A 24,872-nucleotide genomic window follows, 5' to 3' on the forward strand; every position below is an offset into this window, starting at 1 on the left:
ACACACAAACCTCAGGTTTCGCGCAGGGCCGTGGTGATCGGCAGCCGCGCCGCGCGCAGGGCGGGGAACAGCCCGCCGACCAGGCCGATGCCCAGCGCCCACTTCAGCCCGCTCCACAGCAGCTCGGGCGAGACCTTGAACTGGAACACCACCTGGCTGAAGTTGCTGCCGATGGTGCTGACGCTGTAGCCATTGAAGATGGCCCAGGCGACCAGGCCGCCGAGCAGCCCGCCAATCAGTGCCAGCAACATGGTTTCCAGCATGATCGCGGTAACCACCGGCAGGCCACGGAAGCCTATTGCGCGCATGGTGGCGATCTCGCGCGCACGTGTTGCCACCGCCGCATACATGGTGTTGAGCGCGCCGAACACCGCACCGAAGGCCATGATCGCGCCGATCACCGTGCCGAGCACGCTGATCAGCTTGGTCAGCCCGCCACCCTGCTTGGCGTAGTAGGCCTTGGTGGTTTCCACGTCCAGCTTCAGGCGCGGGTCGGCGGCCACGGCCGCCTTGAACTGGTCAAAGCCCGCCTTGCCATCGGTACGCACGCTGATCGACTGCCAGGCACCGCGCTGGTAGGTGGTGGCCAGGGTTTCGGCGTCGGTCCACAGTTCCGAATCGTGCGAGTCGCCGGAGTTGAAGGCACCCACGACGGTCCACTGCTGGTTGCCCAGGGTCAGCGTCTGGCCGACATCCAGCCCACGGAACTGGCTCTGCGCGCCCTTGCCCACCACGATCTCGCGCAGGCCCGGCTTGAACTGCCGGCCCTCGGTCACCTTGACCTTGTCATGCACCAGCCAGCCCATCTCGCCCACGCCGCGGAACTGCGCATTGACGTCAGTGCCGTCACCTTTCGACACTAGGTTGACCACCTGGGACAGTTCCGGGGAGATCATCGGCCGGCCCTGTGCATCCTTGCTGACGCCGGGCAGGGTGGACAGCAGCGGGGTCTGCTCGCGGGTGATCACCGAATTGGTTTCCGCCTGTGAGCCACCGCGCAGCACGATGGCGGTGGTGTCATCGCCGGTGCTGTTGAGGGTGGACTGGAAGCCCTGGCCCATCGCCAGCATTGCCACCAGCACGCCGACCACACCGGCAATGCCGACCACCACCACCGAGGAGGCTCCCCAGCGCTGCGGCAGGCTGGCCACGCCAATGCGCGTTGCGGCCAACGCCAGCCGGCCACTGCGGGTCAGCAGCAGCCACAGCGCGACTGCCACGGCCACGGCGAGCACGCCGGGCCAGGGCAGGGCGATCCATACGCCCAGTGCCACCGCCAGCAGCACGACCGTCAACGCATTCTTCAACCAGTGCTTGATCATGTCGATTCTCCTCAGCGGCCCGCCAGGGCGTCCACAATCTTCAGCCGCTTGGCGCGCAGCGCCGGCAGCAGGCCCACCACCACGCCAATGCCGATGATCAGCGCCACGCCCATCACCCAGGTCTGGGTGGGCACGTGCGGCGGCAGCAGCCCTTGGGTCTTCGGGGCCAGCGCCGGCAGGATCATCGCCGCCAGCCCCATGCCGATGGCACCGCCCAGCCCGATCAGCAGGACGGATTCAATCATCACCAGCACCAGCACGGTGCTGTCCTTGAAGCCCAGCGTCTTCAGCGTGGCCAGCTCCGGAACACGCTCACGCACGGCCTGGGCCATGGTGTTGCCGGTGAGCAGCAGCAGGGTGAAGAACACCGCGCCCATGATCGAGGTCACGATCAGGCCGATGTCGGCGAACTGCTTGACGAAGGCCTGCTGGAACGCCGATTCGGTCTGGCTCTTGGTCTCATGGTCGGAGTTGGCCGAGATCGCATCGATGGCCTGCGCCACCCGCGAGGCGTGGTCCGGGTTGTCCAGGGTGACCGTGTACCAGCTGACCTGGTTCTTGATGTAGTCGTTGCTTTCGTCGAAGTACTTCCAGTTCATCATCAACTGGCGCTCTTCATTGGCGGCCAGGGTGCGGTCCTTGGAACGGAAGATGCCCACCAGCTGCAGCGGCCAGTCATTGCTGCCACTGCGCGGGAAGATGGTCGCCTGCAGCGGAATGGTGTCGCCGATCTTCCAGCCGAATTCCTTGGCCAGGGTCTCGCCGACCACCGCACCGGTCCGGGTGTCCTGGAACGCTTTGAGCTGGTCAGGCGGTAACTGTAGTTCGCGGTACACGTCAAAATAGTTCGGGGCCACCGAGAAGTTGGCGAAGAAGTTCTTCGGGTCCTGGTAGATGCCGCCGAACCACATGCCGTAGGTGACGTCCTTTACCCCGGCCACCTGCCGCACCTGCGGCTCCAGCCGGATCGGCAGCGACTGGGTGATGGAAAGACGCGAGGCCACGATCAGGCGGTTGGCCCCTTCCACGCTGCCGCCGGAGCTGAAAGCCACGCGCACCGAATCGAGCATGCCGAACAGCAGGAACGCAGCCACCACTGAAAACAGGGTCAGCAGCGTCCGCGTCTTGCTGCGGAACAGCTGCGCCCAGATGAGCGAGAAATATTTCATGGCGGCGCTCCTCCGTCAGTGCGCCGCTGGCGCGTCGGCCAGCTCGCCCTTGTCCAGGTGCACGGTATGGGTGGCGTACTCGGCGGCCTTGGGATCGTGGGTGACCATGATGATGGTCTTGCCGTGCTCGCGGTTGAGCTGCTGTAGCAGCGACAGGATCTCCTCGGCCGAGGCGCGGTCGAGGTCACCGGTCGGTTCGTCGCAGATCAGGAAGGTCGGATCGGAGACGATGGCGCGCGCAATCGCCACGCGCTGCTGCTGGCCGCCGGATAGCTCATTCGGGCGGTGGCTGCGGCGGTCGGCCAGGCCCACCAGCGTCAGCGCGATCTCGGCATTGCGCTTGCGCTGCGCCGCACCCAGGTGGGTCAGCAGCAGCGGCAGTTCCACGTTCTTCTGCGCGGTCAGCATCGGCATCAGGTTGTAGAACTGGAACACGAAGCCGACGTGGTGGCTGCGCCAGGTGGACAGCTGGCCACCGCTCATGCGGTCGATGCGCTCGCCTTCAATCTCGATCTCGCCGCCGCTGGGGGTATCCAGGCCGCCGATGAGATTGAGCAGGGTGGTCTTGCCTGAGCCGGACGGCCCCATCAGCGCCACGAAGTCGCCGCGCTGGATGTCCAGGTCGATGCCATGCAGCACCTGCACCTTTTCGGGGCCGCGCTGGTAGGTCTTGGTGATGTTGCGGAGCGAAACCAGGGTGGACATGGGTGGTTCTCCGTATCAAGAGGTTTGACGGATGCACGACCGTTGGTCGTGTCACCCGTTACGGCGCTTGCTTCTCCACCACCGCGCTGCCATCACGCAGCTCCGCTGGTGGGTTGTTGACCACCTGCTGGCCGGCGCTGAGACCGGCGGTAACCTGGCGGTCGTTGTTCAATGCCACACCCACGGTCACCGGCACCTGCTGCGCGTGGCCGTCATCGCTGACCACGAAGGCCACGGTTTTCTGGTCGCGCTCGACCAGTGCCGACGCCGGCACGCGAACGCCCTTCGGCGCTTCCGCCTGGGCCGGTGCCGCCGCTTCCAGGAAGCTCACCCGCACGCCCATTTCCGGCACGATGCGCGGATCCTTCACCTTCAGCGCCACCCGCACCTTCACCGTGGCCTTGCCGCGATCAGCGGTGGGAATGATGGCGATCACCTCGGCCGGAATCTTCCATTCCGGGTAGGCATTCAAGGTGGCTTCCACCGGCATCTTCGGCTGCACGCGGCCGATGTAGGCTTCGCCCACTTCGACTTCGATCTCCAGCGAATCCATGTCGACAATGGTGCCGATGCCGGTGCGGGTGAAGCCGCCGCCGGCCGACAGCGGCGACACGATCTCGCCGGGCTGGGCCGCCTTGGCGGTGACCACGCCGGAGAACGGTGCGCGCACGATGTTGTTGTCCACGCCGAGATCGGCAATGGCCAGCGAATCGGCCGCCACCTGGGTGTTGCGCTCGGCGGTTTTCAGCTGCGCGCGCAGGCTGTCACGCTGCGCGGTAGCCTGGTCGTACTGCGAGCGCGACACCAGCTGTTGGCCGACCAGCAGCTGTAAGCGGGCGGCTTCGGCATCGGCCTGGGCGACCTGGGCCTTCAACCCGGCCAGCTGCGCACGTGCCGCTTCCAGCTGCGAGGCGGACAGGCTGCGCTGGGCGTCGGCATCGATCGGGTCCAGCGTGGCCATGATCTGGCCGGCTTCGACCCGCATGCCTTCCTCGATCATCACCTCGCGAACCTTGCCGGTGATCTTGGCCGACACCGTGGCCATGCGCCGCGCCACCACGTAGCCGCTGGCGTCCAGCACCGAGCTGCTGGCGGTGCCCTGCTGGATGGCCAGCACCGGCGCGGTGGTCACCTCCAGCGGCTTCTCGCGGCCGAAGGCGAACCAGCCAACACCGGCCAGCAGCACCAGGGCGACCACGGCCAATGTGATCCAGAGACCGCGGCGGGGCGGGGACGGCGGCGGGGCCGCGCCCTTCTGGCGGTCGATGCGAAGTTCCTTGAGCAGTTCGGCGGATGCGTTCATGGGACTCAAGACGTGGAATCGCGCCGAGTGTGACCGCAAGATTGCCCGGCGGCAAACGCCGCCGGGTGGGCGTTACCGGCCCGGGCCGCGCGCCATCGCCGAAAACACCCCGTCACGCCGCACCCAGGCGTGGAACAACGCCGCACACAGATGCATCACCACCGTCGCAAACAGCACGTAGGCGAGCAGGCTGTGCGCGCTGCGCAGGGCCGCATAGAGCGCCGGGCTGTGCGGCAGGATGTGCGGCAGCGCAACACCCTTCCACATCTGCACCGGGTAGCCGCCGGCCGACAGCATCGCCCAGCCAACCAGCGGCATTGCGAACATCAGCCCATACAGCAGCCAGTGCGAGGCATGCGCGGCAGCTACCTGCCAGCCCGGCAGGTCGGCCGGCAGCGGCGGCGGGCGATGGCGCAGGCGGTTGATCAGGCGCACTACCGCCAGCAGCAGGATCGCGATGCCCAGCGGCCGATGCAGGTCGATCAGCGCCGGCCGCCAGTGCAGCGAGGCCACCATGGTCACGCCGATGAACAGCATTGCCAGGATCAGCGCGGCCATCAGCCAGTGCAGCACCCGCGCGGTCAGGTTGAAATGTCCGCTGCTCTGCTTCATTTCGCTTCTCCCGTCGCCTTGGCCGCACCACTGGCAGTTTCGCGCTCGCGGCGGTTGAACGACACCGAGTACACCGCCGAACGCGCGGCCAGGATCGGGTCGTCGGTGCCATCGATGCCACGGGGCAGGATCAGCGGGTCGAAGTTGATGTCGCGGCAGGCCCCGCCGGCCTGCGGCTGCAGGGCGGTCAGGCTGAGCGTGCCCACCTTCACCTGACGGCGTTCGGCCGGCCACGGTATCGACGGGTCGTTGACCGCATCAGAGGGCTCGGCCAGGGTCACCCACATTTCCCACTGCACCGGTCCCTGCGCAAGGCGCTGCTGGAACTCGTCGGCCAGATAATCCAGCCCGGCCTGCGCGCGCTGTTCGGCGCTCATGGCTTCAAACGCGGCCGTCGGCCGCATGCTCCAGCGCACCACCTGCTCCTGGCCGGCGGCATTGATGAAGCGGAAGCTGTTGACGCCGTTGTAGTCGGTGTTGGCCCAGCTGGTCGACCACGGCGCGCTTTTGGCCCACTCGCCAAACGCGCGTACCGAAGGGTACTTTGCCGCCACCGCGGCCATCTTCGCCGGGTCGGGCTTGCCGGTGGCCGGGTCGGGAATCTGTGCCTTGGTCTGTTCCAGGAAGGCATCGGCGGTGGGCACGGCGAAGAACGGGAAACTGTTCATGGCCGTGCGCCATTCCTGGCCGTCGTCGGTCACCAGCTGCAGCGCCATGCTGCGCACGCGCGCATTGGCATCGGCACCATGCGGGTCGGCCCCGCCGATCGACAGGCGCCCCAGCACCGGCACCTGCTGCTGGCGGAACACCCGCGCCGAGCTCAGCTCGGCACCCGCAGGCAGGCCCTGGAACGTACCGGTAACGCACACGCCCTTGCTGTGCGCACGACGGAAGCCCGGGTGCCTGGCTCCGGTGGCTTCAATGGTGTCGGTGAAGGACTGCGCGGTCGCGCGGTCGCGCCCCAGCCAACCGGCCAGCCAGGCAAACGCCAGAATCAGCAGGCCGGCAATGAAGGCAATCAACCCGATCCACAGCAGCGCGGAATGCCGGCGGGGTGCACCGGGCTCTTGGCCGGCACGGGTGTAGCGGAAGAGCGACATGGGCCAATACCTGCCTTCACGAAGTGAGTGGGTGGGCTGGCGCTCATCCTCGCAGAACCGGTGTCCGGCCGATATTCACATTTTCGACAACGTTGAAAACGACGATCCCCGCCGGGGCGGGGATCTTGAGTATTACGCGTACCGCGTCTTCAACATCTGCCACGCCGACCGCAGCGCCAGCGCTTCACCGCCGGCCGGGCGGCCCGGGCGCTCGCCGTCGTTCCACGCGTACACGTCCAGGTGCGCCCACTTCTGACCTTCGCCGATGAAGCGCTCCAGGTACAGCGCGGCAGTGACCGAGCCGGCCATGCGCGAGCCGGCGTTGGCCAGGTCGGCAATGTTGCTGTGCAGGTAACGCAGGTAGGGACGCCACAGCGGCATGCGCCAGACCGGGTCGCGGGTGCGGTCGCCCGCCTCCAGCCACTGCTGCGCCACGGTGTCGTCATTGCTGAACAGCGCAGGCAGGTCCGGGCCCAGCGCGATGCGCGCCGCGCCGGTGAGGGTGGCGAAGTCCAGCAGCAGTTCCGGCTTCTGTTCACTGGCGTAGGTGAGCGCGTCGCACAGGATCACCCGGCCTTCGGCGTCGGTGTTGTCGATCTCGATGCTCAGGCCCTTGCGGGTGGCGATCACTTCGCCCGGGCGGAACGCGTCCGGACCGATCGCGTTTTCCACCGCCGGAATCAGCAGGGTGAGCTGCACCGGCAGCTGCTGGGCCATGATCAGCCCGGCCAGTGCCAGCGCGTGCGCGGCACCGCCCATGTCCTTCTTCATGTTGCGCATGCCGTCGGCCGGCTTGATGTCCAGCCCGCCGGTGTCGAAACACACCCCCTTGCCGACCAGCGCCACGTGCGGCGCATCGGTCTTACCCCAGCGCAGCGCGATCAGGCGCGGCGCGCGGTGCGAGGCGCGGCCCACTGCATGGATGGCCGGGAAGTTCTGCTCCAGCAGTTCCTGCCCGGTGATCACCTCGATCTGTGCGCCGTGGGCGCTGGCCAGTTCGCGCGCGGCGTCTTCCAGCTGCTGCGGGCCCATGTCCTCGGTCGGGGTGTTCACCCAGTCGCGCACGCGCAGGCAGGCGGTGATCACATCACGCACTTCCGCCGACGGGCTGGCCACCAGCTGTGCCGGGGCGCGGTTGGGCTTGCGGTACCGGGTGAAGCGGTAGCTGCCCAGGCCCCAACCGACCTGCAGCCGGTCCCGGATCAGTTCCGGCAGGTCGCCGGCCAGCTGCCACACGCTGCCTTCCGGCAGCGCGAACGGTGCATGCGCGTAGGCGTACACATCGCCGGGATCACCGAAGCCCACGATCGCCCCGCCAACGCCGGCGTCGCCCGGCAGCAGCACCACGCTGCCACCGCTGCCATTGAAGTGCTGCGCGTCCAGCCAGGCCACCAGCGACGGGGACTGCTGCGCGCGCCAGGCGGCGAACTGCTCGCGGTCCATTACATGCAGCGGCAGGGCTTTGGAGGTATCGGTGGTGAAGCCGGTGATCTGGGTCATGCGGGAAGGGTTCCGTAGTGGATCAGGCGCGCGCTGCGCCCGGGTTGGCATCGAGCCAGTCGGCCAGCCCGGTCAGGGTGTCAAACTGCAGGTCAGGCTGCAGCGAAGGATGGGTCCAGGTGTGGGCCTCGCGGTTGATCCAGCAGCCGCGCAGGCCGGCCTGCATCGCCCCCACCACGTCCATGTCCATGTGGTCGCCCACGTGCAGCACGTGGGTCGGGGCCACGCCCAGGCGCTCGCAGGCGGCGTGGAAAATGCTGGCCGCCGGCTTGGCCGCGCCGTGTTCGCGCGAACCCAGCTGGAAGGCGAAATGATGGGCCAGGCCGATCCGCTCCAGATCGGCGTTGCCGTTGCTGACCGCCGCCACCGGCACCCGCGCGGCAATCCGCGCCAACGCGTCAAGGGCGTCCGGGTAGCACTCCACCTGGTTGCGGGCGGCGTAGAACGCCTCATAGGCGGGCTCCAGCAGGTCCAGGCTGGCTCCGCTGTTTTCCAGAGCCTCGCGCAGGGTCAACCGGCGCAGGGCGCTCAGGTCGTAGTGCAGGTGGGGGTTGTCGCGGAAGGAGCGCTCGCGCAGTTCGCGCATGGCCGCCACCGGGTACATCGCGGCGGTGGCTGGGCTGTGCTCCAGCATCCACGTGTGCAGCACCTGGTCGATGCGGGCCCCGATGGGGGCGAACGGCCACAACGTGTCGTCGAGGTCGAGGGTGATGGCTTGGACAGGGAAATTCACCCGGCCATTCTACTCCAACAGCCTTGCCCACCCCTGAGTGCCATCCAGCCGCGCCAGCACCAGCTTGATGCACACCAGCAGCGGAACCGACAGCAGCAGCCCGACCATGCCCCACAACCAGCCGAAGACCATCAGCGCCAGGATCAGGATCAGCGGCGAAATCGCCATCCGCCGCCCCAGCACGATCGGGGTGATCACCTGGCCTTCCACGGTATGCAGGGCCAGATAGCAGGCGGCCGGGAGCAGCGCCTTGAACGGGTCGCTGAACTCCACGAAGCCCATCAGCAGCATCAGGGTGACCCCGATGAACGGGCCGACATACGGCGCGAAGTTCAGCAGCGCCGCCACCGTGCCCCACAGCAGGGCCTCCTGCAGGCCGATACCGAGCAGCAACAGAATTCCGGAGAACACCAACCCCACCAGTGTGTTGATCACGGTGATGGTCAACACATAACGCGACACCTCGCGTTCAATCGAGCGAAGGATGTCACTGGTGAAGCGTTGCTGCTGGCGGCTGGGGAACAGCGCGATCGCATGCTTCTGCAGGTTCTGCCCGTAGATCATGAAGAACAGCGTCAGCAGCACCACCGCCAGCACCGAGGCCGCCAGCTTCGGCGCGCGGGTCAGTACCCGGTACGGGTCGTCCAGCTGGGTCCGCACGACCTGCACGCGACGATTGGTTTCACCGCCGGCGGCACGGGCGAAGTTCTCCGCCGCCTGGTTGGCCTGCTGCACGGGTTTGGTCAGGTTCTGCACCTGCCGGGCCACCTTGCGCAGCTGCTGCGGGGCTTCCTGGGCCCAGTCCATCGCCGGGCCGACCAGCTGCACGCCCAGCGCGGCGGCACCACTCAGGCCCACGCCGATGACCAGCACGGCCGCCAGGAAGCGCGGAATCCACAGGCGACCGAGGAAGCGCAGGATCGGATTGCCGACCAGCGCGAAAAACATCGCCAGCAGCACCGGCAGGATGATGTCCTGCGCCGCCCACAGGGTGTAGCAGACCGCCAGGGTGGCCAGCACCACCAGTGACATCGGCGCACGCGGGCGTGGGGTCGGTTGTGGCGGAGCCGGTTCGGCGTCGTCGGGCGGGGGCACGATCGAATCGGAAGGAGAAGTCACCGGAACGCTCATGCCGATCGCCTGCGTGGTAGTGCCCGACCGGCGGTCGGGCGGAACGTGTTGGGGGCGGAATACTACTGCTTACCGTTCTGAAACGTCGGTCGCGGCTTCAGCCGGCTGCGGCTGCGGTTCACTGCGCGGGGCGGCCGCTGCGGGCTGCGGCTGAACGCGCGCTGCGGCGGCCGGAGCCACGTCATCGGCGACGTCATCCACCTTGTCGGCCGCCTGCTCGGCGGTGTCGGCCGCTTCAGCGGCCTGCATCGAGGCAAACGCGGCCTGCGCGCTGGCCAGCAGGCTGGACACCGAGCCGATCATCTGCAGCCATCGTGCGCCGTGGAAGCGGGTCTTTCCCGGTTCCAGCTTGCCGGCGATGAAGCCGCCGGCCAGGCCCACGGTGATGATGCGCAGCGGCGTCCAGCCCTCGCGCCAGACCTTGCTGAGCGTGAACCAGTTGCTCTGGGTTTCAACGCTGCGGATGACCACCACCTGTTCGGCGCGCTTCACCCGCTGGCGCAGGGCTTCAAACTTCATCGCGTGCGCTCCGTCTCGTCATCGCGGCCTTCCGGGTCATCCTCGTGTGGCTCGTCGAACAGACCCAGACGGGCCAGCTGGCGACGGGTGGCATGCATGCCGGTGTGACGGAAGAAGAACGACACCCGCCAGATGGCGTAGCCGGTGACCGCCAGGCTGAGGATGGAGGTGATCAGCAGCGAGTGGAACCAGGACAGGCCCCACCGCTGCATCAGCGCGATCAGGGTGCCGGCGAGCAGCAGCCAGGCCGAGGCACCGAACACAATCGCCACGCCGCTCCAGGCCAAGGCCCGTCCAAACGCACTGCGTGCCAGCGCGAACTCGAACGAGGCCAGCCGCCGCAGCGAGCGCAGCGTGTGCTTGGCCGAATCCACCGTGGCGCGGCCGGCCTGGCCGACCTCACGGATGCTCTCGTCGAGGCCAGGAGCCTTGTACGCATCACCTTCCGGCGGCGGGTTGGCCGCGCCACCGTCGGGGGGCAACTGGGACTGGTCGCTCACGCCGGATTACTTGTCGCCGCCGCTGCGGGCCAGCTTGGCGATGATCCAACCGGCGGCGAAGGCGACGCCGAACGAAGCCAGCGGGCGTTCGCGGATCAGCTCGGCGGCGCTGTCGACCAGGTCCTTGCCCTTGTCCATCAGCGCATCGACCTGTTCCTTGGCGGCGGCGCCGCCGAACTCGGCAGCGGCCAGCCCGGACAGGGCGGTGTCGGACAGCTCAGCCTTGACGTTGGCCTTGCCGATACGCAGTTCATCCGTGGCGGCACCTGCTGCGCCCTTGATCGAGCTGCCAGCGGCGCTGGCGGCGGACTTCAGGTGCGAACCGGCTTCACCCAGGTGTTCCTTCAGGTTCTCGGTATTGGTGGGGCTCATCGTGTATCTCCTGTATGCGATGGGGAAGGTGACCGCGGATGACCCCGGCGGTAACGAACGCCATCAATAGCATCGCCGGGGTGTAGAGGGTGTTACGTATCTGCGTGGTGCACGTCAAGGTACACCACGCCGGTTCAGCGCATGACCAGCTGGCCGCTGGCCCCGCCGCGCACGATCCGCAGCACCAGCTGTTGCGGGCGCTGCTGGAAGTTGGCGCGCCAGCTGGCGAGGTCGGCGAACTCGCCGACGCTGGCCTGGATGATGACGTCGCCGCTCGCCAGTCCGCTGTTGGCCGCGCGGCTGCCGCGCTTGACCTCGCTGACCACCACGCCGCTCAGTCCTGCCTGGCGCATCGATTCGGGCAGGTCGGCGAAGGTGGCACCGGTCAGGCGCGGGTCCAATGACTCGCCAGTGACCGCACGCGGCTGCTCCTTCAGCACGGCCTTCAACTGCTGCGCCTTGCCGTCGCGACGGATGTCCAGAGTCAGCGTGCTGCCCACCGCCTGCAGGCCTTCAATGTTGTGCAGGGCCTGCGCACTGTCCACGCGCTGGCCGTTGGCCGACACCACCAGATCGCCCGGCTTCAGTCCGGCCGCCGCTGCGCCCGAACCGGGCAGCACGCGGGTCACGAGCGCGCCGCGGGTTTCGCTCAGGCCCAGGCTCTGCGCCAGCTGTGGGGTCAGATTCTGGCTTTCAAGGCCGAGCGTGCCGCGCACCACTTCGCCATGCTTGACCAGCTGGTCGACCACGTCGCGGGCCAGGTTGGACGGAATCGCCAGGCCCAGGCCGATGTTGCCGGCCATGCTGCCCTGCGGATTGAAGCTGGCGGTATTGATGCCGACCAGCTGGCCCTGCAGGTTCACCAGCGCGCCACCGGAATTGCCTGGATTGATCGAGGCATCGGTCTGGATGAAGTTCTGGTAGCCCAGCCCGCGGATGCCGCTGCGGCCCACCGCCGAGACAATGCCCGAGGTGACCGTCTGGCTGAAGCCGAACGGGTTGCCGATCGCCACCACGAAGTCGCCGACGCGCAGCTGGGCGCTGTCGCCGAGCTTGATTTCGGTAAGGTTGCCGGCCGGAATGCGGATCAGCGCAATGTCGGTGTCGGCATCGGATCCCAGGAATTCGGCCTTCACCGTGCGCCCGTCCGCCAGCGTCACCTGCACATCGTCGGCGTTGTCGATGACGTGGTGGTTGGTCAGCACCAGACCCCCGGCGGCGTCGATGATCACCCCTGAGCCCAGCGATTCGTTGATGCGTTCCTGCGGCACTTCCGGGAACAGGCGGCGGAAGAACGGGTCGTTGAAGAACGGGTTGCGCACCCGCACCACCTGTTTGGTGTTGACGCTGACCACCGCCGGCATCACCCGTTCCAGCATCGGGGCCAGTGACGGAACCGGCTGCCCGGCGACCGACGCCGGCAACGCGGCGGTGGTCGGCACGGTCAGGGCGGTCGCCGGCAGCGGCGCGGCTTCGGCGCGGTTGTCCAGGTGGGCGTTGATGGCCGAAGCCACGAATCCGCCGAAGGCGGCGGCAAGGGCAAGCGTCAGTAGAGTGGGCAGCGGGCGCATGGCAGATCCGGCGTGGGAACAAGCGGGGCGGGGAACGGGTTGGGCATACGGTAAACCAAGCTGAATGAGTGTGTGGGCAACGGGCTAAACCGGCGATGAAAAATGGCGGCTGCCCGGGCAGCTGGAACCGGGTCGGAGCAGGATCATCGGCCATCGCGAACACTGACGACACCGCGCCATGCGCCGCGCGCTGTCATTGCGTTGCTGCGCAATTCCGCGCTGCAGCGCCGTCTGGCAAGCTGCGCGCGGGCGGTTTCGATGTTCGTTCCGCACCCGTTTCGCGGTGACGTGGAGCGCCGTTCTGAGTGACGCAACGTGCGCGCGGAGGCTGTTTTCAAGGGGTTTGCTGTACGAGCGGGGTGGCCGCGCGCGCATGGCGCTGCGCGCGCGCCATGACGGAGCACATGGACAACGCGCAAAAGTCGTTCCACGATCCGCATTGCCGGTATAGCATCGCCAGCGATTTGACCAACCTAGCCCCCTTGGAGGCAACAAATGAGCAATGGAAACGGTGTGGCGACGTCCCTGTCGCAGGGCGTCGAAAGCGTTAAAGAAACCGCTGGCAATGTGGGCGAAACCATCGCCACCACCGCCGAAGAAGCAGTGGCCTCGGTGAAGAAGACCGTCAAGCGCGCCCGCAAGGCTGCCACCACCCAGGTTGCCAAGGTCAAGAAGGCCGTCAAGAAGGCCGAGAAGACCGTTGCCAAGAAGGCCGACAAGGCCGCCAAGACTGTCAGCAAGCGTCTGGCCACCGCCAAGAAGAAGCTGGAAGCTGCCAAGAGCAACGCCAAGGCCGAAGCCGCTGCCCTGACCAAGAAGGTTGCCAAGAAGAAGGCTGCTGCCGAAAAGGCCGTGACCAAGACCACCAAGGCTGCCGGCAAGAAGGCCGCTGCGACCAAGAAGACCGTGACCAAGAAGGCTGCGGCCGCCAAGAAGACCGTCGGCAAGAAGGTTGCCACCGCCAAGAAGGCCGTGACCAGGAAGACCGCCGCCGCCAAGAAGACCGTCGGCAAGAAGGTCGCCGCCACCAAGAAGGCCGTGACCAAGAAGTCCGCCGCTGCCAGGAAGGTCGTCGGCAAGAAGGCTGCCGCTTCGAAGAAGGCCGTGACCCGCAAGACCGCCGCGACCAAGAAGGTTGTCGGCAAGAAGGTTGCCGCCACCAAGAAGGCCGTGACCAAGAAGTCGGCTGCCGCCAAGAAGGTTGTCGGCAAGAAGACCGCCACCGCCAAGAAGGCCGTCGCCAAGAAGTCGGCTGTGGCCAAGAAGGCTGTTGCCAAGAAGACCGCGACCGCCAAGAAGGCGGTTCGCAAGGCTCCGGCCAAGCGCGCCCGCAAGTAATCGCGTGCCACCGCTGCCCGCCTTCAGGGCGGGCAGCGGTTTCCACGTCGCGGCCACACCCGCCGTGCCAGCATCGTGTCTGGCGAAAGGGGACTCTCAATGCGTGGACTGGACTTCAGCTCCTGGCAGGCCCTGCTCTCGACCCTGGTCGGGCTGGCCGTCATCACCCTGATCGGCGTGGGTATCCGCCTGCTGGTGATGCAGACCATGCAGCAGCGGCGTGAACGCGAGAACCGACAGATCAACGAACGCCTGCGCACGCTGATTGCGGCCTACAAGACGCTGGGCGGCTCGTTCACTGGTTCACTGGACGTGGACCCGCGTCACCTGCGCGATCTGCGCCAAACCGCCAGCACCGCAGCGGAAGACGGAGACGCCGCCGCCGATATCGGCAGCGACCGTGCCCGCCGTATCCGCGATGCGGTGGAAGCCGCGCTGTCGGACATCATCCTGCTCGGCACCGATGACCAGGTGCGCCTGGCCGCCGTGGCTGCCACCGAACTGGCGCAGGGGCGGCCGGTACAGACCGCCGCACTGGTGGTGTCGCTGCGCGACTTCATCCGCGAGGCGCTGGACCTGCAGCCCATTCCGGCCAGCGTGAGCATTCCCGCGCAGGGGCCCGCGCGACCCACCGGTGCCAAGCCGAAGGGCGAGGGCGACCGTGCCGCAGGCAAGGGCGGCGGGGGAGGCGCGGGAGCAGGTGGCATGGGGATGGGAATGGGGGTCGGCATGGGGGCCGGCATCGCACACCGCGACGACGATGCCGGCCGCTAGCCGGCGTTTATTTTTTCTCCAGCACCACAATCGGCACGAAGCCGCCGTAGATCATCCGCTTGCCATCAAACGGCATCGGGTTGTTGGCTGGATCCATGCGCGGGTCCTTCATCATCTTCTCCATGCCAGCGTCGCGGGTGGCCTTGTCGGGCCATTCAATCCAGGAGAACACCACGGTCCCGTCTTCCTTGGCCTCCACCGCGCGGAAAAAGTCGGTTTGTTTGCCGTGCGGTACATCGTCGGCCCAGCATTCGAGCACGCGCAATGCGCCAAATTCGATGAATACCGAATCGCCTTCCTTTGCATGGTCGATGAACTTGTCTTTGTTGGCAGTCGGTACCGCCAGTACGAATCCGTCTACATACGACATGTGCAGCCTCCGGTCGGGAGCGGGTGCGCCACCACGGGCACCTTCAACAGGTACGACGCCTGGGCGCGAGGAAAATCGACCGTGCCGCGAGCGCTGTGCCGGAACTGTGACGAATACCGGGTAACCGGTGGTAATCAAAATGGAATCAACGTGTTAACTGTGTTTATCGTTGCGCTGCAGCGTGAATGGGGTAAGAAAAGTCCTAGCCCCGGTGAGGAATACCCTGATATGCGAGTTGGATAATCCCGATCAATATGGGCGGGCCGGGCAGGATGCTCACTCACTGTGACCTGCAGTTCGACGCCTGAGCTGCGTTGGCCCCGGTGCAATACGGAGATTGGACGCGTTAGCCGACTACTCCCCAAGAGCGGCTTCCCCAGCGCGTGACGCCCCGCAAGGGTATCGTCGTGACCAGCGCTCCTTCTTTTCTCTCTTGAGTTTCCTGAGGTTGCCGGGCATGGCCCGGCACTACCGTTCGCGCACCCGCGTGTACTCGTCCGCGGCTGAACACATCCCAAAAATTCAGCGTGTTGAATGCGTCCAACTTCAGGGCGCGTTGTGTCGAATAACGGAAACTTTGCATTCCCGATGCAGCAGCCGATCGTTGCCACTGCACGACATAAGAAAGAAAGGATGTACCGCATGAAGACTTCGTTGATCGCCTTGGCCCTGGCTGCCGCCCTCCCGTTTGCCGCGTCGGCCGCTGAAGGCCTGTCCTACAACTACGCCGAAGGCAACTACGTCAAAACTGACGCCGACGGCGGCAAGGCTGACGGTTGGGGCGTGAAGGGCTCCTATGGTTTCCTGCCGAACGTGCACGCCTTCGGCGAGTTCAATCAGCAGAAGACCGACATCGGCGATTTCAAGATCGACCAGTGGCGCGTGGGTGTGGGCTACAACCAGGAAATCGGCAGCAGCACCGACTTCGTCGGCCGCGTCGCCTACAACAAGTTCGACCCGCGCCACGGCCTGGACTTCAACGGCTACAGCGCTGAAGCCGGCATCCGCACCGCCTTCGGCCAGCACGCCGAGGTGTATGCCATGGCCGGTTACGAGGACTACAGCAAGAAGCACGGCATCAATCCGGACGGCCAGTTCTACGGCCGCCTGGGTGGCCAGGTGAAGCTCAACCAGAACTGGGGCCTCAGCGGCGATCTCAAGATGGACCGCCACGGTGACAAGGAATGGTCGGTCGGCCCGCGCTTCAGCTGGTAAGCGGCGCTTGACCGTTTGCCGCGCGCTGCCTGCGTGGCAATACAGGGCCCGGCACTGCCGGGCCCTTTTTTATTGCGTGTGCCACACTCGGTGGCCGCTTCCATGCCGCCGCACCGTATGCACTCTCCGCTGTTTCGATTCGCCGTCGGCATGTGGGCCCTGCTGATCATCAGCAGCGCGCCGGCGGTGTACCTCAGTCAGGGCATCGGCGGTCCGCTGGGCGGCTGGTTCCATGCAGTGGCCTTCATCGTCGGCAGCTACCTGCCCTGGATGCTGGCCACGCCGGCACTGTGGGCGCTGTGCCGACGCTGGCCACTGGGCCTTGGCCGCGACCTGCGGCACGCCGGCTGTCTGCTGCTGCTCGGCGCAGCGGTCACCCCTGCGTTGTCGGCACTGGGATGGATACTGGGTGCCTGGATGGCGCAGCTGCATCCCTGGGGCACCCTGCCCAGCGCAGCGGCGATGATGCGGGCCATCGCGGTAACGGCTTTGTTTGCGGCACCCACGTTTGTGGCCGTGGTCGGCATCGGTCAGACCCTGGCTTTCGTGCAGCGCTACCGGCGGCGCGGTGCACTGTTGCATCAGGCCCGGCAGGACGCATTGCGCCAGCATCTGCAGCATCACTTCCTGTTCAACGCGCTCAATGCCATCGGCGCGCTGGGCTATCACCGGCCTGCGGATGCCGACCGTGCGCTGGCACGGCTGTCGGACCTGCTGCGTGACGCCATGGCCTGCTCCGCGCAGCGATCGCTGGCCGACGAAGTGGCCGCCGCCAACGACTACCTGGACCTGCAGCGGCTGCTGCGTGACGCGCCGTTGCAGGTGGACTGGAAGGTGGTGGGCACGGCATGGCGCTGCGCCGTGCCTGGACTGCTGCTGCAGCCCCTGCTGGAGAACGCCGTACGCCATAGTGGCTGGGAGCAGGGCAGCGCAGCGCTGGACATCCGGGTGCGCGCTGAACGCATGGGTGTGCACCTGCATCTGAGTGTGCACAACGGTTGTGGCCTGGCAGACAGATCGCCTCCGCCGGGTACCGGCTCTGGCCTGGAGAATCTGCGCCAGCGCCTGCACGCCCTGTACGGTGACCGCGCGGTTCTGCACGCGCAGCCGCTGCCTGATGGCTTCCGCGTCGACGTGCAGGTGCCGGCGTGAGCGCCCCGCTCAGCGCACTGGTGGTGGAAGACGTGCCGCTGGCCACCGCCAAGCTGGTGCGCCTGCTGGACGCGCATGCCGACATCCGCGTGGACGCCACGGCACGCAGCGTGGCCGAAGCCGACGCCCTGCTCAAAGCGCGCCGCTTTGACCTGCTGCTGCTGGACATCCAGCTGCCCGACGGGGACGGCCTGGCGCTGGCCGCACGCTGGCCGGCAATGGCGACCCGCACCATCTTCATTACCGCTCACCACCAGCACGCGTTGCGTTCCTATGCGCTGGGGGCGGCCGACTATCTGCTCAAGCCGGTCGACGCCGATCGCCTGGCCATGGCACTTGACCGCATGCGGCGATTGATCGCCCCACCGCCGCCGCCGGCATCGCCAGGGCAGTGGCTGGCGGTGAAGCAGGGCAGCCGCACCGAGTTCCTCGATCCGGCCCGGATCGACTACATCGACATGGCCGGCCACTACGCCTGTGTCCACGTCGGCGCGCAGGTGCATCTGCTGCGCGAAAGCATCATGGTGCTGGCCGCTCAGCTGGCGGGTGCGGGTGTGCTGCGTGTGCATCGCTCGGTGCTGGTGAATCCGCAACGGGTACGTGCGTTGCACGAGCGGCGCAATGGAGATGCGATGTTGGAGCTGGCTGGGGGCGAACAGCTGCCGCTCAGTCGCACCTATCGCAACGCACTGGAAGAGGCGCTGCGCGTGCGCTGACCCGGTTGGTGCCAGCGTGCGCCCGGTTGGCACCATTACAGGGTGATTCGAGCATCGCAGGATCGATCCCAACGTCATGATTCCGGGCCATGATCAATCAGAGGCCTGGTCCATGCGCGTGTGCGTTTCCTTGCTGATGTGGGCGCTTGCCGCGCCATTGGCTGCCGCCGAACTGCACGTCGGGGCACTGGACGACGGGGTCGATCGCGTTCCGCAGATCCGCGTGACGGGTCTGGGCGCGGCCGAACCCGTGGAACTACGCCTTGACATGCATGATGCGCGCGGACAGCGCTGGCAGTCGCGCGCGCTGCTGCGTGCCGACCTGGAAGGCGTGATGGACACGGCGGTGGCCGCTGCGGAGCAGGGTACCTACCGCGGCGTGGACGCCAGTGGCCTGATCTGGTCGATGCAGCCGGAAAGCGGCGATGGCAGTCCCAGCCCAATGCCGCAGCGCATGCAGCCCGGGGCCCTCACCTTTGCGCCGGTGACGATGCAGCTCACCGCCTATCGCAATGGCCGGGTGCTGGGCGAACACACCCTGCTGCGCCATCTGTCCGCTGCAGCGGTAACGGCCCGCGAGGTGCGCATCGGTGGTGTCACTGCCAGGGTGTATCTGCCCGGACCGATGGACGCCAGCCGACCTCTACATCCTGCCGTCATCACCCTGGGCGGTGCCGAGGGCGGCATCGATACCGCCAGCGCCTACGCGGCCTGGCTGGCCAGCAACGGTTACGTCGCCGTGGCCGTGGCGTACTACCGGGTGCCTGGCCGACCGAAGGACCTGATCGACGTGCCGATCGAACCGGTACTGCAGGCAGTGGACTGGCTGCAGCGGCAACGCGGGGTGGATGCAGAGCGGATCGGGGTGATGGGGGGATCGTGGGGCGGCATCGTGGCGATGGCGGCTGCGGCGCATGACCCGCGGATCCGTGCGGTGGTGTCGTGGGTAGGCAGTCCTGCACCGTTCCGGGGCATTTCGCGTGACGTGCCGCCTGCGGATTTCCGGGGCGTGGATCGGCCGGCGCTGTCGTACCGGGGGCAGTCGCTGGGCTATCTGCCCTTCGATGAGGGGGCCGACTGGTCGCGCCCGACCCTGCAGCAGGCGCAGGTGCTGGAACAGGCGATGCTGCCGATTGAACGCATCAACGGGCCGGTGATGCTGGTGGCCGGAGGTGATGACCAGCTGGGCGACTCGGCACGCATGGCGGCGGTGGCGCAGCGCTGGTTGCGCGAGCGGCGCACCCTTCCGCAGCCGGATGAAGTGGCGTACTTCGCTGATGCCGGGCATCTGATCACGCCGTTCCTGCAACCCACGACCTTTCGCCACCAGACCGGCCCGTACATTCCGGTCGGTGGTACGCCGGAGGGGTATGCGCGGGCGGATCGGGAATCGGGGAGCCGGGTGTTGGGGTTTCTGGGGCGGGTGTTGGGGGCTGGGGGCACTGCTGAACGATGATGGTGGTGCAGCCACGCAGGGCGTGGCTCTACGTGGTTATTCGCCTTGGTACTGTTTTTCTTCTACGAGGTGCGAGCCGGCGATGCGGTTGATCTCGTTCTTTACTTTTACCCGCTCGCCATTGGTGCCATAGACGCCGCGGGCCAGCTGGATGAAGTCGTCGTCGAAGGTCTGGGCGGCTTCCTTGTCGCGCAGGCGATCCTGGATGTCCCACATGCGTTCGTTGATGACCTTCAACTGCGACTTCAGAGCGTCCAGGCCCGGCTGTACGGACAGCTGCTGGTGCCACAGCGGCAGCAGGCCGTCCAGCTCGGTACTGACGTTGGCGACCTTGGCCGCATCGGTGATGCGCTCGGCCTTGATTTCAAGAATGGTGATCTTGTCGATCAGTTCGCCAATCGATACCGGGGTCAGGATCGCGTCCACGTCGTTCTCGCTGCAGGATTCAAGGCGGCCATGATAGCGCGAGCCGGCTGAAGGGCTGGTCGCCATCTTTACGCGGATTTTGCGGGGGCCGATGGCCCGCCGCATGGCTCCTTTATGCACCTGTTCATCACACTGTGCGCTTCAACGGCGTCGCCGTTTTCTGGAGTGTTTCATCGTGGCAAAGCAGGCAGGACGGCGCAGGGTGCGCCGGATGGGGGGGCTGGTGATCGGTCTGGTGATCAGTGGTTCGGCGCTGGCCGGCGTGGACGGTAACGCGACATTGACCACCGACTATGTCTGGCGCGGCAGCTCGCAGACCATGGAAGATCCGACCGTGCAGGCCGGCGTCAAGCTCAGCAGTGAATCCGGCTGGTACGGCTCGGTCTGGGGCTCGGGCGTGTCCTATGAGCCGGACGCGGGCGCACGCAGCGAATTCGACTTCGTGGCGGGCTGGAGCGGTTCGCTCTCCGAAGACTGGGCGCTGGACGTCAACTTGACCCACTACATGTACCCGTCCACTGACCCCGGCGTCGACCTGGACTGGACCGAGCTCAACAGCACCGTGACCTTCAAGGGCAACTACTGGCTGAGCGTGGGCGTGTCCGACGACGCGCTGGCGTCGGATACCACCGGTACCTACGCCCAGCTGGGCGCGCGCTTCCCGATAAACGACCAGTGGCGCATTGAAGGTGCCGTGGGCCAGTATTTCCTGGACAAGGAATACGCCGATGACTACCTGCACGGCCAGCTGAGCGCCATCTGGAAGGTGCATGGTCCCTGGGAACTGCGCCTGACCGGGCACGACACCGACAATGCAGGCAAGCGCTTGTTCGGCAGCAACGCCGGCTCACGGGTGGAGTTCGCGATCCAGGCCGCGTTCTGAGCGGTACCACCGGGTGCGCCGGGCCTGTGCCCGGCGACCCCGTTCAGCGCTTGCGCAGACCCCAGGCCAGCAGTGCCATCATCGCCACGGTCGCGCCGGTCAGGCATACGCCGGTCCAACCGAAACGCTGGTACATCTGCGCCGAGACCAGCGAACCCAGTGCGCCGCCAACGAAATACCCGGTGATGTAGCCGGCATTGAGCCGGTTACGGGCTTCAGGGCGCAATGCGAACACCACGTTCTGGTTGCTGACGTGCAGCAGCTGCGCGGCCAGGTCGAGCACGATCACACCGACCAGCAACGCGATCAGCGAGTGCGCGGAGAAACCCAGCGGCAGCCACGACGCCGCCAGCAGCACCAGCGCCACCGTGGTGGCCAGACCCGCCTTGCCGCGATCGGAAAGCCGCCCGCCAATGCCTGCGGCCAACGTGCCGGCCGCGCCCACCAGTCCGAACAAGCCGATGGTGGCATCGCTGTAGTGATAGGGCTCGGCCGCCAGCAGGAACGCCAGTGGTGTCCAGAAGATGGCGAACATCGCAAAGCTCAGTGCGCCCAACAGCGTGCGCAGGCGGAACACCGGCTCCTGCGCAAACAGGGTGCCAATCGAGCGCAGCAATGCGAAGTAGCCCAGCCCGGCATGCTCATGGAAGCGGGGCAGGGTGCGATACAGCGCCAGCGTGGTCAGCACCATCGCCCCGGCGGCCATCCAGTACACCGTGCGCCAGTCGCCCAGTGAGGACAGCGCACCAGCGACGGTGCGTGCCAGCAGAATGCCCAGCAGCAGCCCGCTCATCATCACGCCGACCACGCGGCCGCGTTCTTCCGGCCGCGCCAGGGTTGCGGCGAACGGCACCAGCACCTGCGCCACCACGGAGAACAGACCGGTCAAGGCGGTGCCGACTACCAGCCACAGGAACTGCTGGCTCAGTGCACTGATCACCAGGCCGGCCGCCGACAGCAATGACATCACCACGATCAGCCGACGGCGCTCGAACATGTCGCCCAGCGGCACCAGCAGGATCACCCCCAGCCCATAGCTGAGTTGGGCGGCAGTGACTAGCATGCCGGCGCGCGCAAAGCTGATGTCGAGCGACTCGGCGATGGTGTGCAGCAGCGGCTGGGCGTAATAGTTGCTGGCCACCGCCACACCCGTGGCGAAGGCCATCAGCAACACCTGCCAGCGGCTCAGCGGTGCATGCGTCTCAACCACGGACGCGCAGGGTCAGTCCCTTCAGGAAGTTGCGCAGCATCTGGTCACCGCAGGCGCGGTAGTTCTTGTGGTCCGGCTGGCGGAACAGGGCGGAAAGCTCCGGCTTGGATACCGGGAAGCCGGCGCTTTCAAAGATCGCATGCATGTCCACGTCCTTCAGTTCGAAGGCCACGCGCAGCTTCTTCAGCACCAGGTTGTTGGTGATGCGCTTTTCCACCGGACGCAGCGGCTGGCTTTCGTCGCGGCCGCGATAGTGCACGATCAAGCCATCCAGGAAGTGCGCCAGGCTGCGGTCATCGCAGGCAATGAAGCCGGCCTCGTCTTCCTTGCGCAGCCAGCCGGCCACATCGGCCGGATCCACCACGAATGCCGGGTCGGCCAGGGCACAGGTGTTGGCGACCATGCTGTCGCTCAGGTCGAGCATGTAGCGGATGCTGCGCAGTACATCGTTGTTGATCATGGGGGTTCCAGTACCGCCGGCGCGGCTGCGCGGCTGGCGGCCATTTTACCCCGGGCGGGGGGTGCGGCCCCGGTCGGGGTGATGACGACTGTCATCTGGCTGCCATGAAAGTGAAGCATAGTGCCGGCCTCAGGCATCAATTCCAGGTGGAGCGGGCAATGCGCAGGTGGCAGGTTCTGGCGGGTGTGGGCATGGTCTGGCTGGCCGCAACGGCCGCCGCGCAGGCCCCGTATGTGGCCATTGAGCAGCGCGTGGACGCGCAGGCGTTGGCCGAAGTGGGGCTCACTCCGGCCCAGCTGCAGACCCTGAATCGACTGCTGCGTGAGGCCGAGCAGCGGGCTCCTGCCGCTCCCGTGGCGGCCGCATCTGCCTCCGCACCGGTTCCGGCGTCGGCCCCGATGTTCGCCGGCCTGGACGAAGGCCCCATCGAAGCCCATGCCACCGGAACCATCGAAGGCTGGCAGCCTGGCACCGTGTTCAGCCTCGACAACGGCCAGCAGTGGCAGGTGCTGAAGGGCGAGATGAAGCTCAAGAAGCCGGTCAGCAACCCTGCCATCGTGGTGGTGCCGGGCATCGCCGGGCGCTGGTTCCTGCAGGTCGACGCAGACCTGCCCAAGGCGCGCGTGTTCCGCATCCGCTGAGCCCGCCAGCGCCGGCAACACACGCGCGTTCATCCAGTGCGAAAATGGGCGGGACTTCTCACGGAGACCCGCGATGACCCGTACTGCCCTGATCACCGGTGCCACGTCCGGCTTTGGTGCCGCTGCCGTCCATTGTTTCGCCAAGGCCGGCTGGCGCGTGATTGCCACCGGCCGCCGCGCCGAGCGCCTGCAGCCGCTGGTGGACGCCTATCCGGGGCTGGTGCACGCGGCCGCCTTCGATGTGCGCGACAGTGCCGCGATGGAAGCGGCGCTGGCCGCGTTGCCGGCTGAATTCGCCGGCATCGACCTGCTGGTCAACAACGCCGGCCTGGCCCAGGGTACCGCCCCGGCCCAGAACGCCTCGCTGGACGACTGGCGCACCATGATCGACACCAACGTCACCGCGCTGGTCACCCTGACCCACCGCCTGCTGCCGCAGCTGGTGCAGCGCAAGGGCGCGATCATCAACATCAGCTCGGTCGCCGGCGTGTACCCCTATCCGGGCGGCAATGCGTACGGCGGCACCAAGGCCTTCGTCAGCCAGTTCTCGCTGGGCCTGCGTGCCGACCTGCACGGCACCGGCGTGCGTGTGACCACCATCGAGCCGGGCATGGCCGAAACCGAATTCACCGTGGTCCGCACGCATGGCGACCAGGCGGCCTCGGACAAGCTCTACAGCGGAGCCAATCCGATGACCGCCGAGGACATCGCCGAGCAGATCTTCTGGGTCGCCAGCCTGCCGGCGCACCTGAACATCAACCGCCTCGAAGTAATGCCGGTGACCCAGTCGTTCGCCGGCTTCCAGGTCGCGCGCGACTGACAGTCAGGCCTGCGCGGTCCATACCGCCAGCTCATACCCATCCGGGTCGCGGAAATGGAACCGCCGGCCGCCCGGGAAATCGAACGCCGGCGTGGAGATCTCCGCGCCGGCCGCTTCCAGCCGCTGCTGCGTCGCATCCAGATCATCCGCGTACAGAATCACCAGCGGACCACCTGCGCGCACCGGACCGTCGGTGGTGAAGCCGCCTTTCAGCCGGCCATCGTCGAACTCGGTGTAACCGGGCCCAAAGTCGGTGAAGGTCCAGCCAAACACCTCGCCATAGAACGTCTTGCTGCGGGCGATGTCGCTGACGTTGAACTCAATGTTGTCGATCCGACGGTCGTTGCCTTCCGAGCTGCCCATGCGCGTACTCCACCCCAGGAAGTCGCCAGCATGCCTTACCCCGTAGCGACGCGCCATGCGCGTCATCCCCATGAACGGAAAAAGAAAAAGCCCCGCAAGCGGGGCTTCTTCATGGCTCAAGGCCAACCGTTACAGCAAAGGGCTCAATGGCCAATGTCGGTTACTGCGCCTTGATCGCCATCGCCTGCATGCCGCTGCTGGACAGCTTCTGCTTGGCCTCTGCCAGCTCGCCGGCCGTGCCATACGGCCCCATCCGCACGCGGTACACGGTCTTGCCGCTGATCTGTGCCGACTCCACCCGTGCCGCCAGACCCAGCATCGCCAGCTTCGCCTTGGTCGCCTCAGCATCGCCGGAGGCCCCGAAGGCACCGGCCTGCAGGATGTAGCGGACGTTGCTGTCTTCAGCCGCCGCCGCAGCCGGAGTCGCCGCCGGGGTCGTTTCCGCCGGCTTGGGAGCCGCTGCGGTGGCGGTGGCAGCCGGCGTGGCCGCAGCGGGTGCTGCGGTTGCCGC

28 protein-coding genes are annotated in these 24,872 nt (G+C 66.8%); 9 read left to right on the forward strand and 19 right to left on the reverse strand.

The window, feature by feature from the left end:
* Positions 1-11: 11 nt before the first annotated feature.
* The 13 genes from RT551_RS13965 to RT551_RS14025 form a co-directional block, all read right to left on the reverse strand.
* Positions 12-1,322, reverse strand: coding sequence for an ABC transporter permease (locus RT551_RS13965; protein WP_260341738.1), 1,311 nt, complete (start codon positions 1,320-1,322; stop codon positions 12-14).
* Positions 1,323-1,333: 11 nt separating this feature from the next.
* Positions 1,334-2,491, reverse strand: a complete 1,158-nt coding sequence (locus RT551_RS13970) for an FtsX-like permease family protein (protein ID WP_312316009.1) — start codon at positions 2,489-2,491, stop codon at positions 1,334-1,336.
* 15 nt (positions 2,492-2,506) lie between these two features.
* Complete coding sequence (locus RT551_RS13975) at positions 2,507-3,196, reverse strand: ABC transporter ATP-binding protein (RefSeq protein WP_125359690.1); 690 nt, start codon at positions 3,194-3,196, stop codon at positions 2,507-2,509.
* A gap of 58 nt (positions 3,197-3,254) precedes the next feature.
* A complete protein-coding gene (locus RT551_RS13980; protein WP_313459734.1) occupies positions 3,255-4,499 on the reverse strand; it encodes an efflux RND transporter periplasmic adaptor subunit in 1,245 nt (414 codons plus the stop codon).
* A gap of 72 nt (positions 4,500-4,571) precedes the next feature.
* Positions 4,572-5,111 (reverse strand): cytochrome b, encoded by a 540-nt coding sequence (locus RT551_RS13985; protein ID WP_313459735.1) that lies wholly within the window; start codon positions 5,109-5,111, stop codon positions 4,572-4,574.
* On the reverse strand, positions 5,108-6,211 hold the full coding sequence (locus RT551_RS13990; RefSeq protein WP_313459738.1) for a catalase family peroxidase: 1,104 nt from the start codon (positions 6,209-6,211) through the stop codon (positions 5,108-5,110). Before RT551_RS13990 ends, RT551_RS13985 begins: the two co-directional genes overlap by 4 nt.
* 132 nt (positions 6,212-6,343) lie before the next feature.
* On the reverse strand, positions 6,344-7,711 hold the full coding sequence (locus RT551_RS13995; RefSeq protein WP_313459741.1) for a leucyl aminopeptidase family protein: 1,368 nt from the start codon (positions 7,709-7,711) through the stop codon (positions 6,344-6,346).
* Positions 7,712-7,733: 22 nt separating this feature from the next.
* The gene (locus RT551_RS14000) at positions 7,734-8,444 is read right to left on the reverse strand and encodes an HAD-IA family hydrolase (protein ID WP_313459743.1); all 711 of its coding nucleotides are present in this window, start codon (positions 8,442-8,444) and stop codon (positions 7,734-7,736) included.
* A 9-nt stretch (positions 8,445-8,453) separates the two neighbouring features.
* A complete protein-coding gene (locus tag RT551_RS14005) occupies positions 8,454-9,542 on the reverse strand; it encodes an AI-2E family transporter (RefSeq protein ID WP_313459775.1) in 1,089 nt (362 codons plus the stop codon).
* Positions 9,543-9,644: 102 nt separating this feature from the next.
* Positions 9,645-10,094 carry a protein sip-5 gene (locus RT551_RS14010; protein ID WP_311193484.1) on the reverse strand — a complete coding sequence of 150 codons (450 nt, stop codon included), beginning with the start codon at positions 10,092-10,094 and terminating at the stop codon, positions 9,645-9,647.
* Complete coding sequence (locus RT551_RS14015) at positions 10,091-10,576, reverse strand: phage holin family protein (RefSeq protein ID WP_313459778.1); 486 nt, start codon at positions 10,574-10,576, stop codon at positions 10,091-10,093. Before RT551_RS14015 ends, RT551_RS14010 begins: the two co-directional genes overlap by 4 nt.
* 24 nt (positions 10,577-10,600) lie before the next feature.
* Entirely contained in the window at positions 10,601-10,966 is a 366-nt protein-coding gene (locus RT551_RS14020) for a hypothetical protein (RefSeq protein WP_282294970.1), read from the reverse strand.
* Between the two features lie 134 nt (positions 10,967-11,100).
* Positions 11,101-12,537 (reverse strand): Do family serine endopeptidase, encoded by a 1,437-nt coding sequence (locus RT551_RS14025; protein ID WP_313459747.1) that lies wholly within the window; start codon positions 12,535-12,537, stop codon positions 11,101-11,103.
* Positions 12,538-13,032: 495 nt separating this feature from the next.
* On the opposite strand from RT551_RS14025, the gene RT551_RS14030 reads away from it, so the two are divergent.
* The gene (locus tag RT551_RS14030) at positions 13,033-13,875 is read left to right on the forward strand and encodes a histone (RefSeq protein WP_313459750.1); all 843 of its coding nucleotides are present in this window, start codon (positions 13,033-13,035) and stop codon (positions 13,873-13,875) included.
* A gap of 99 nt (positions 13,876-13,974) precedes the next feature.
* Positions 13,975-14,649, forward strand: a complete 675-nt coding sequence (locus RT551_RS14035) for a hypothetical protein (RefSeq protein WP_313459751.1) — start codon at positions 13,975-13,977, stop codon at positions 14,647-14,649.
* Positions 14,650-14,656: 7 nt separating this feature from the next.
* Here the strand turns inward: RT551_RS14035 and RT551_RS14040 are convergent, their stop codons facing one another.
* Complete coding sequence (locus RT551_RS14040) at positions 14,657-15,019, reverse strand: DUF1428 domain-containing protein (RefSeq protein ID WP_313459781.1); 363 nt, start codon at positions 15,017-15,019, stop codon at positions 14,657-14,659.
* A 642-nt stretch (positions 15,020-15,661) separates the two neighbouring features.
* Between RT551_RS14040 and RT551_RS14045 the strand changes: the two genes are divergently transcribed.
* From RT551_RS14045 to RT551_RS14060, 4 genes are all read left to right on the forward strand, one after another.
* Positions 15,662-16,234 carry an Ax21 family protein gene (locus RT551_RS14045; RefSeq protein ID WP_313459754.1) on the forward strand — a complete coding sequence of 191 codons (573 nt, stop codon included), beginning with the start codon at positions 15,662-15,664 and terminating at the stop codon, positions 16,232-16,234.
* A gap of 150 nt (positions 16,235-16,384) precedes the next feature.
* Positions 16,385-17,386 (forward strand): histidine kinase, encoded by a 1,002-nt coding sequence (locus RT551_RS14050; protein ID WP_313459757.1) that lies wholly within the window; start codon positions 16,385-16,387, stop codon positions 17,384-17,386.
* Positions 17,383-18,102 (forward strand): LytTR family DNA-binding domain-containing protein, encoded by a 720-nt coding sequence (locus RT551_RS14055; RefSeq protein ID WP_313459760.1) that lies wholly within the window; start codon positions 17,383-17,385, stop codon positions 18,100-18,102. Before RT551_RS14050 ends, RT551_RS14055 begins: the two co-directional genes overlap by 4 nt.
* A gap of 112 nt (positions 18,103-18,214) precedes the next feature.
* Positions 18,215-19,558, forward strand: coding sequence for an acyl-CoA thioesterase/bile acid-CoA:amino acid N-acyltransferase family protein (locus RT551_RS14060; protein WP_313459762.1), 1,344 nt, complete (start codon positions 18,215-18,217; stop codon positions 19,556-19,558).
* Positions 19,559-19,594: 36 nt separating this feature from the next.
* Here the strand turns inward: RT551_RS14060 and RT551_RS14065 are convergent, their stop codons facing one another.
* On the reverse strand, positions 19,595-19,984 hold the full coding sequence (locus tag RT551_RS14065; protein WP_313459784.1) for a DUF6165 family protein: 390 nt from the start codon (positions 19,982-19,984) through the stop codon (positions 19,595-19,597).
* Between the two features lie 211 nt (positions 19,985-20,195).
* Here RT551_RS14065 and RT551_RS14070 point away from each other — a divergent pair, with 211 nt between their 5' ends.
* The gene (locus RT551_RS14070; RefSeq protein ID WP_313459786.1) at positions 20,196-20,867 is read left to right on the forward strand and encodes a TorF family putative porin; all 672 of its coding nucleotides are present in this window, start codon (positions 20,196-20,198) and stop codon (positions 20,865-20,867) included.
* 43 nt (positions 20,868-20,910) lie between these two features.
* On the opposite strand, the gene RT551_RS14075 is transcribed toward RT551_RS14070, so the two are convergent.
* Together RT551_RS14075 and RT551_RS14080 are read right to left on the reverse strand one after the other, a co-directional pair.
* Complete coding sequence (locus RT551_RS14075; RefSeq protein ID WP_313459789.1) at positions 20,911-22,032, reverse strand: MFS transporter; 1,122 nt, start codon at positions 22,030-22,032, stop codon at positions 20,911-20,913.
* Between the two features lie 37 nt (positions 22,033-22,069).
* Positions 22,070-22,537: a DUF1456 family protein gene (locus tag RT551_RS14080; protein WP_313459765.1), complete on the reverse strand. Its 468-nt coding sequence runs from the start codon at positions 22,535-22,537 to the stop codon at positions 22,070-22,072.
* Positions 22,538-22,695: 158 nt separating this feature from the next.
* On the opposite strand from RT551_RS14080, the gene RT551_RS14085 reads away from it, so the two are divergent.
* A complete protein-coding gene (locus RT551_RS14085) occupies positions 22,696-23,178 on the forward strand; it encodes a hypothetical protein (RefSeq protein WP_313459767.1) in 483 nt (160 codons plus the stop codon).
* Positions 23,179-23,251: 73 nt separating this feature from the next.
* A complete protein-coding gene (locus RT551_RS14090; protein ID WP_311193494.1) occupies positions 23,252-23,998 on the forward strand; it encodes an SDR family NAD(P)-dependent oxidoreductase in 747 nt (248 codons plus the stop codon).
* A 3-nt stretch (positions 23,999-24,001) separates the two neighbouring features.
* On the opposite strand, the gene RT551_RS14095 is transcribed toward RT551_RS14090, so the two are convergent.
* Together RT551_RS14095 and RT551_RS14100 are read right to left on the reverse strand one after the other, a co-directional pair.
* Entirely contained in the window at positions 24,002-24,361 is a 360-nt protein-coding gene (locus RT551_RS14095; protein WP_313459792.1) for a VOC family protein, read from the reverse strand.
* A 160-nt stretch (positions 24,362-24,521) separates the two neighbouring features.
* The coding region (locus RT551_RS14100; protein ID WP_313459770.1) for an SPOR domain-containing protein at positions 24,522-24,872 on the reverse strand (351 nt) is incomplete at its 5' end.

It is taken from the genome of Stenotrophomonas sp., from assembly GCF_032103445.1.
Taxonomy (GTDB): domain Bacteria; phylum Pseudomonadota; class Gammaproteobacteria; order Xanthomonadales; family Xanthomonadaceae; genus Stenotrophomonas.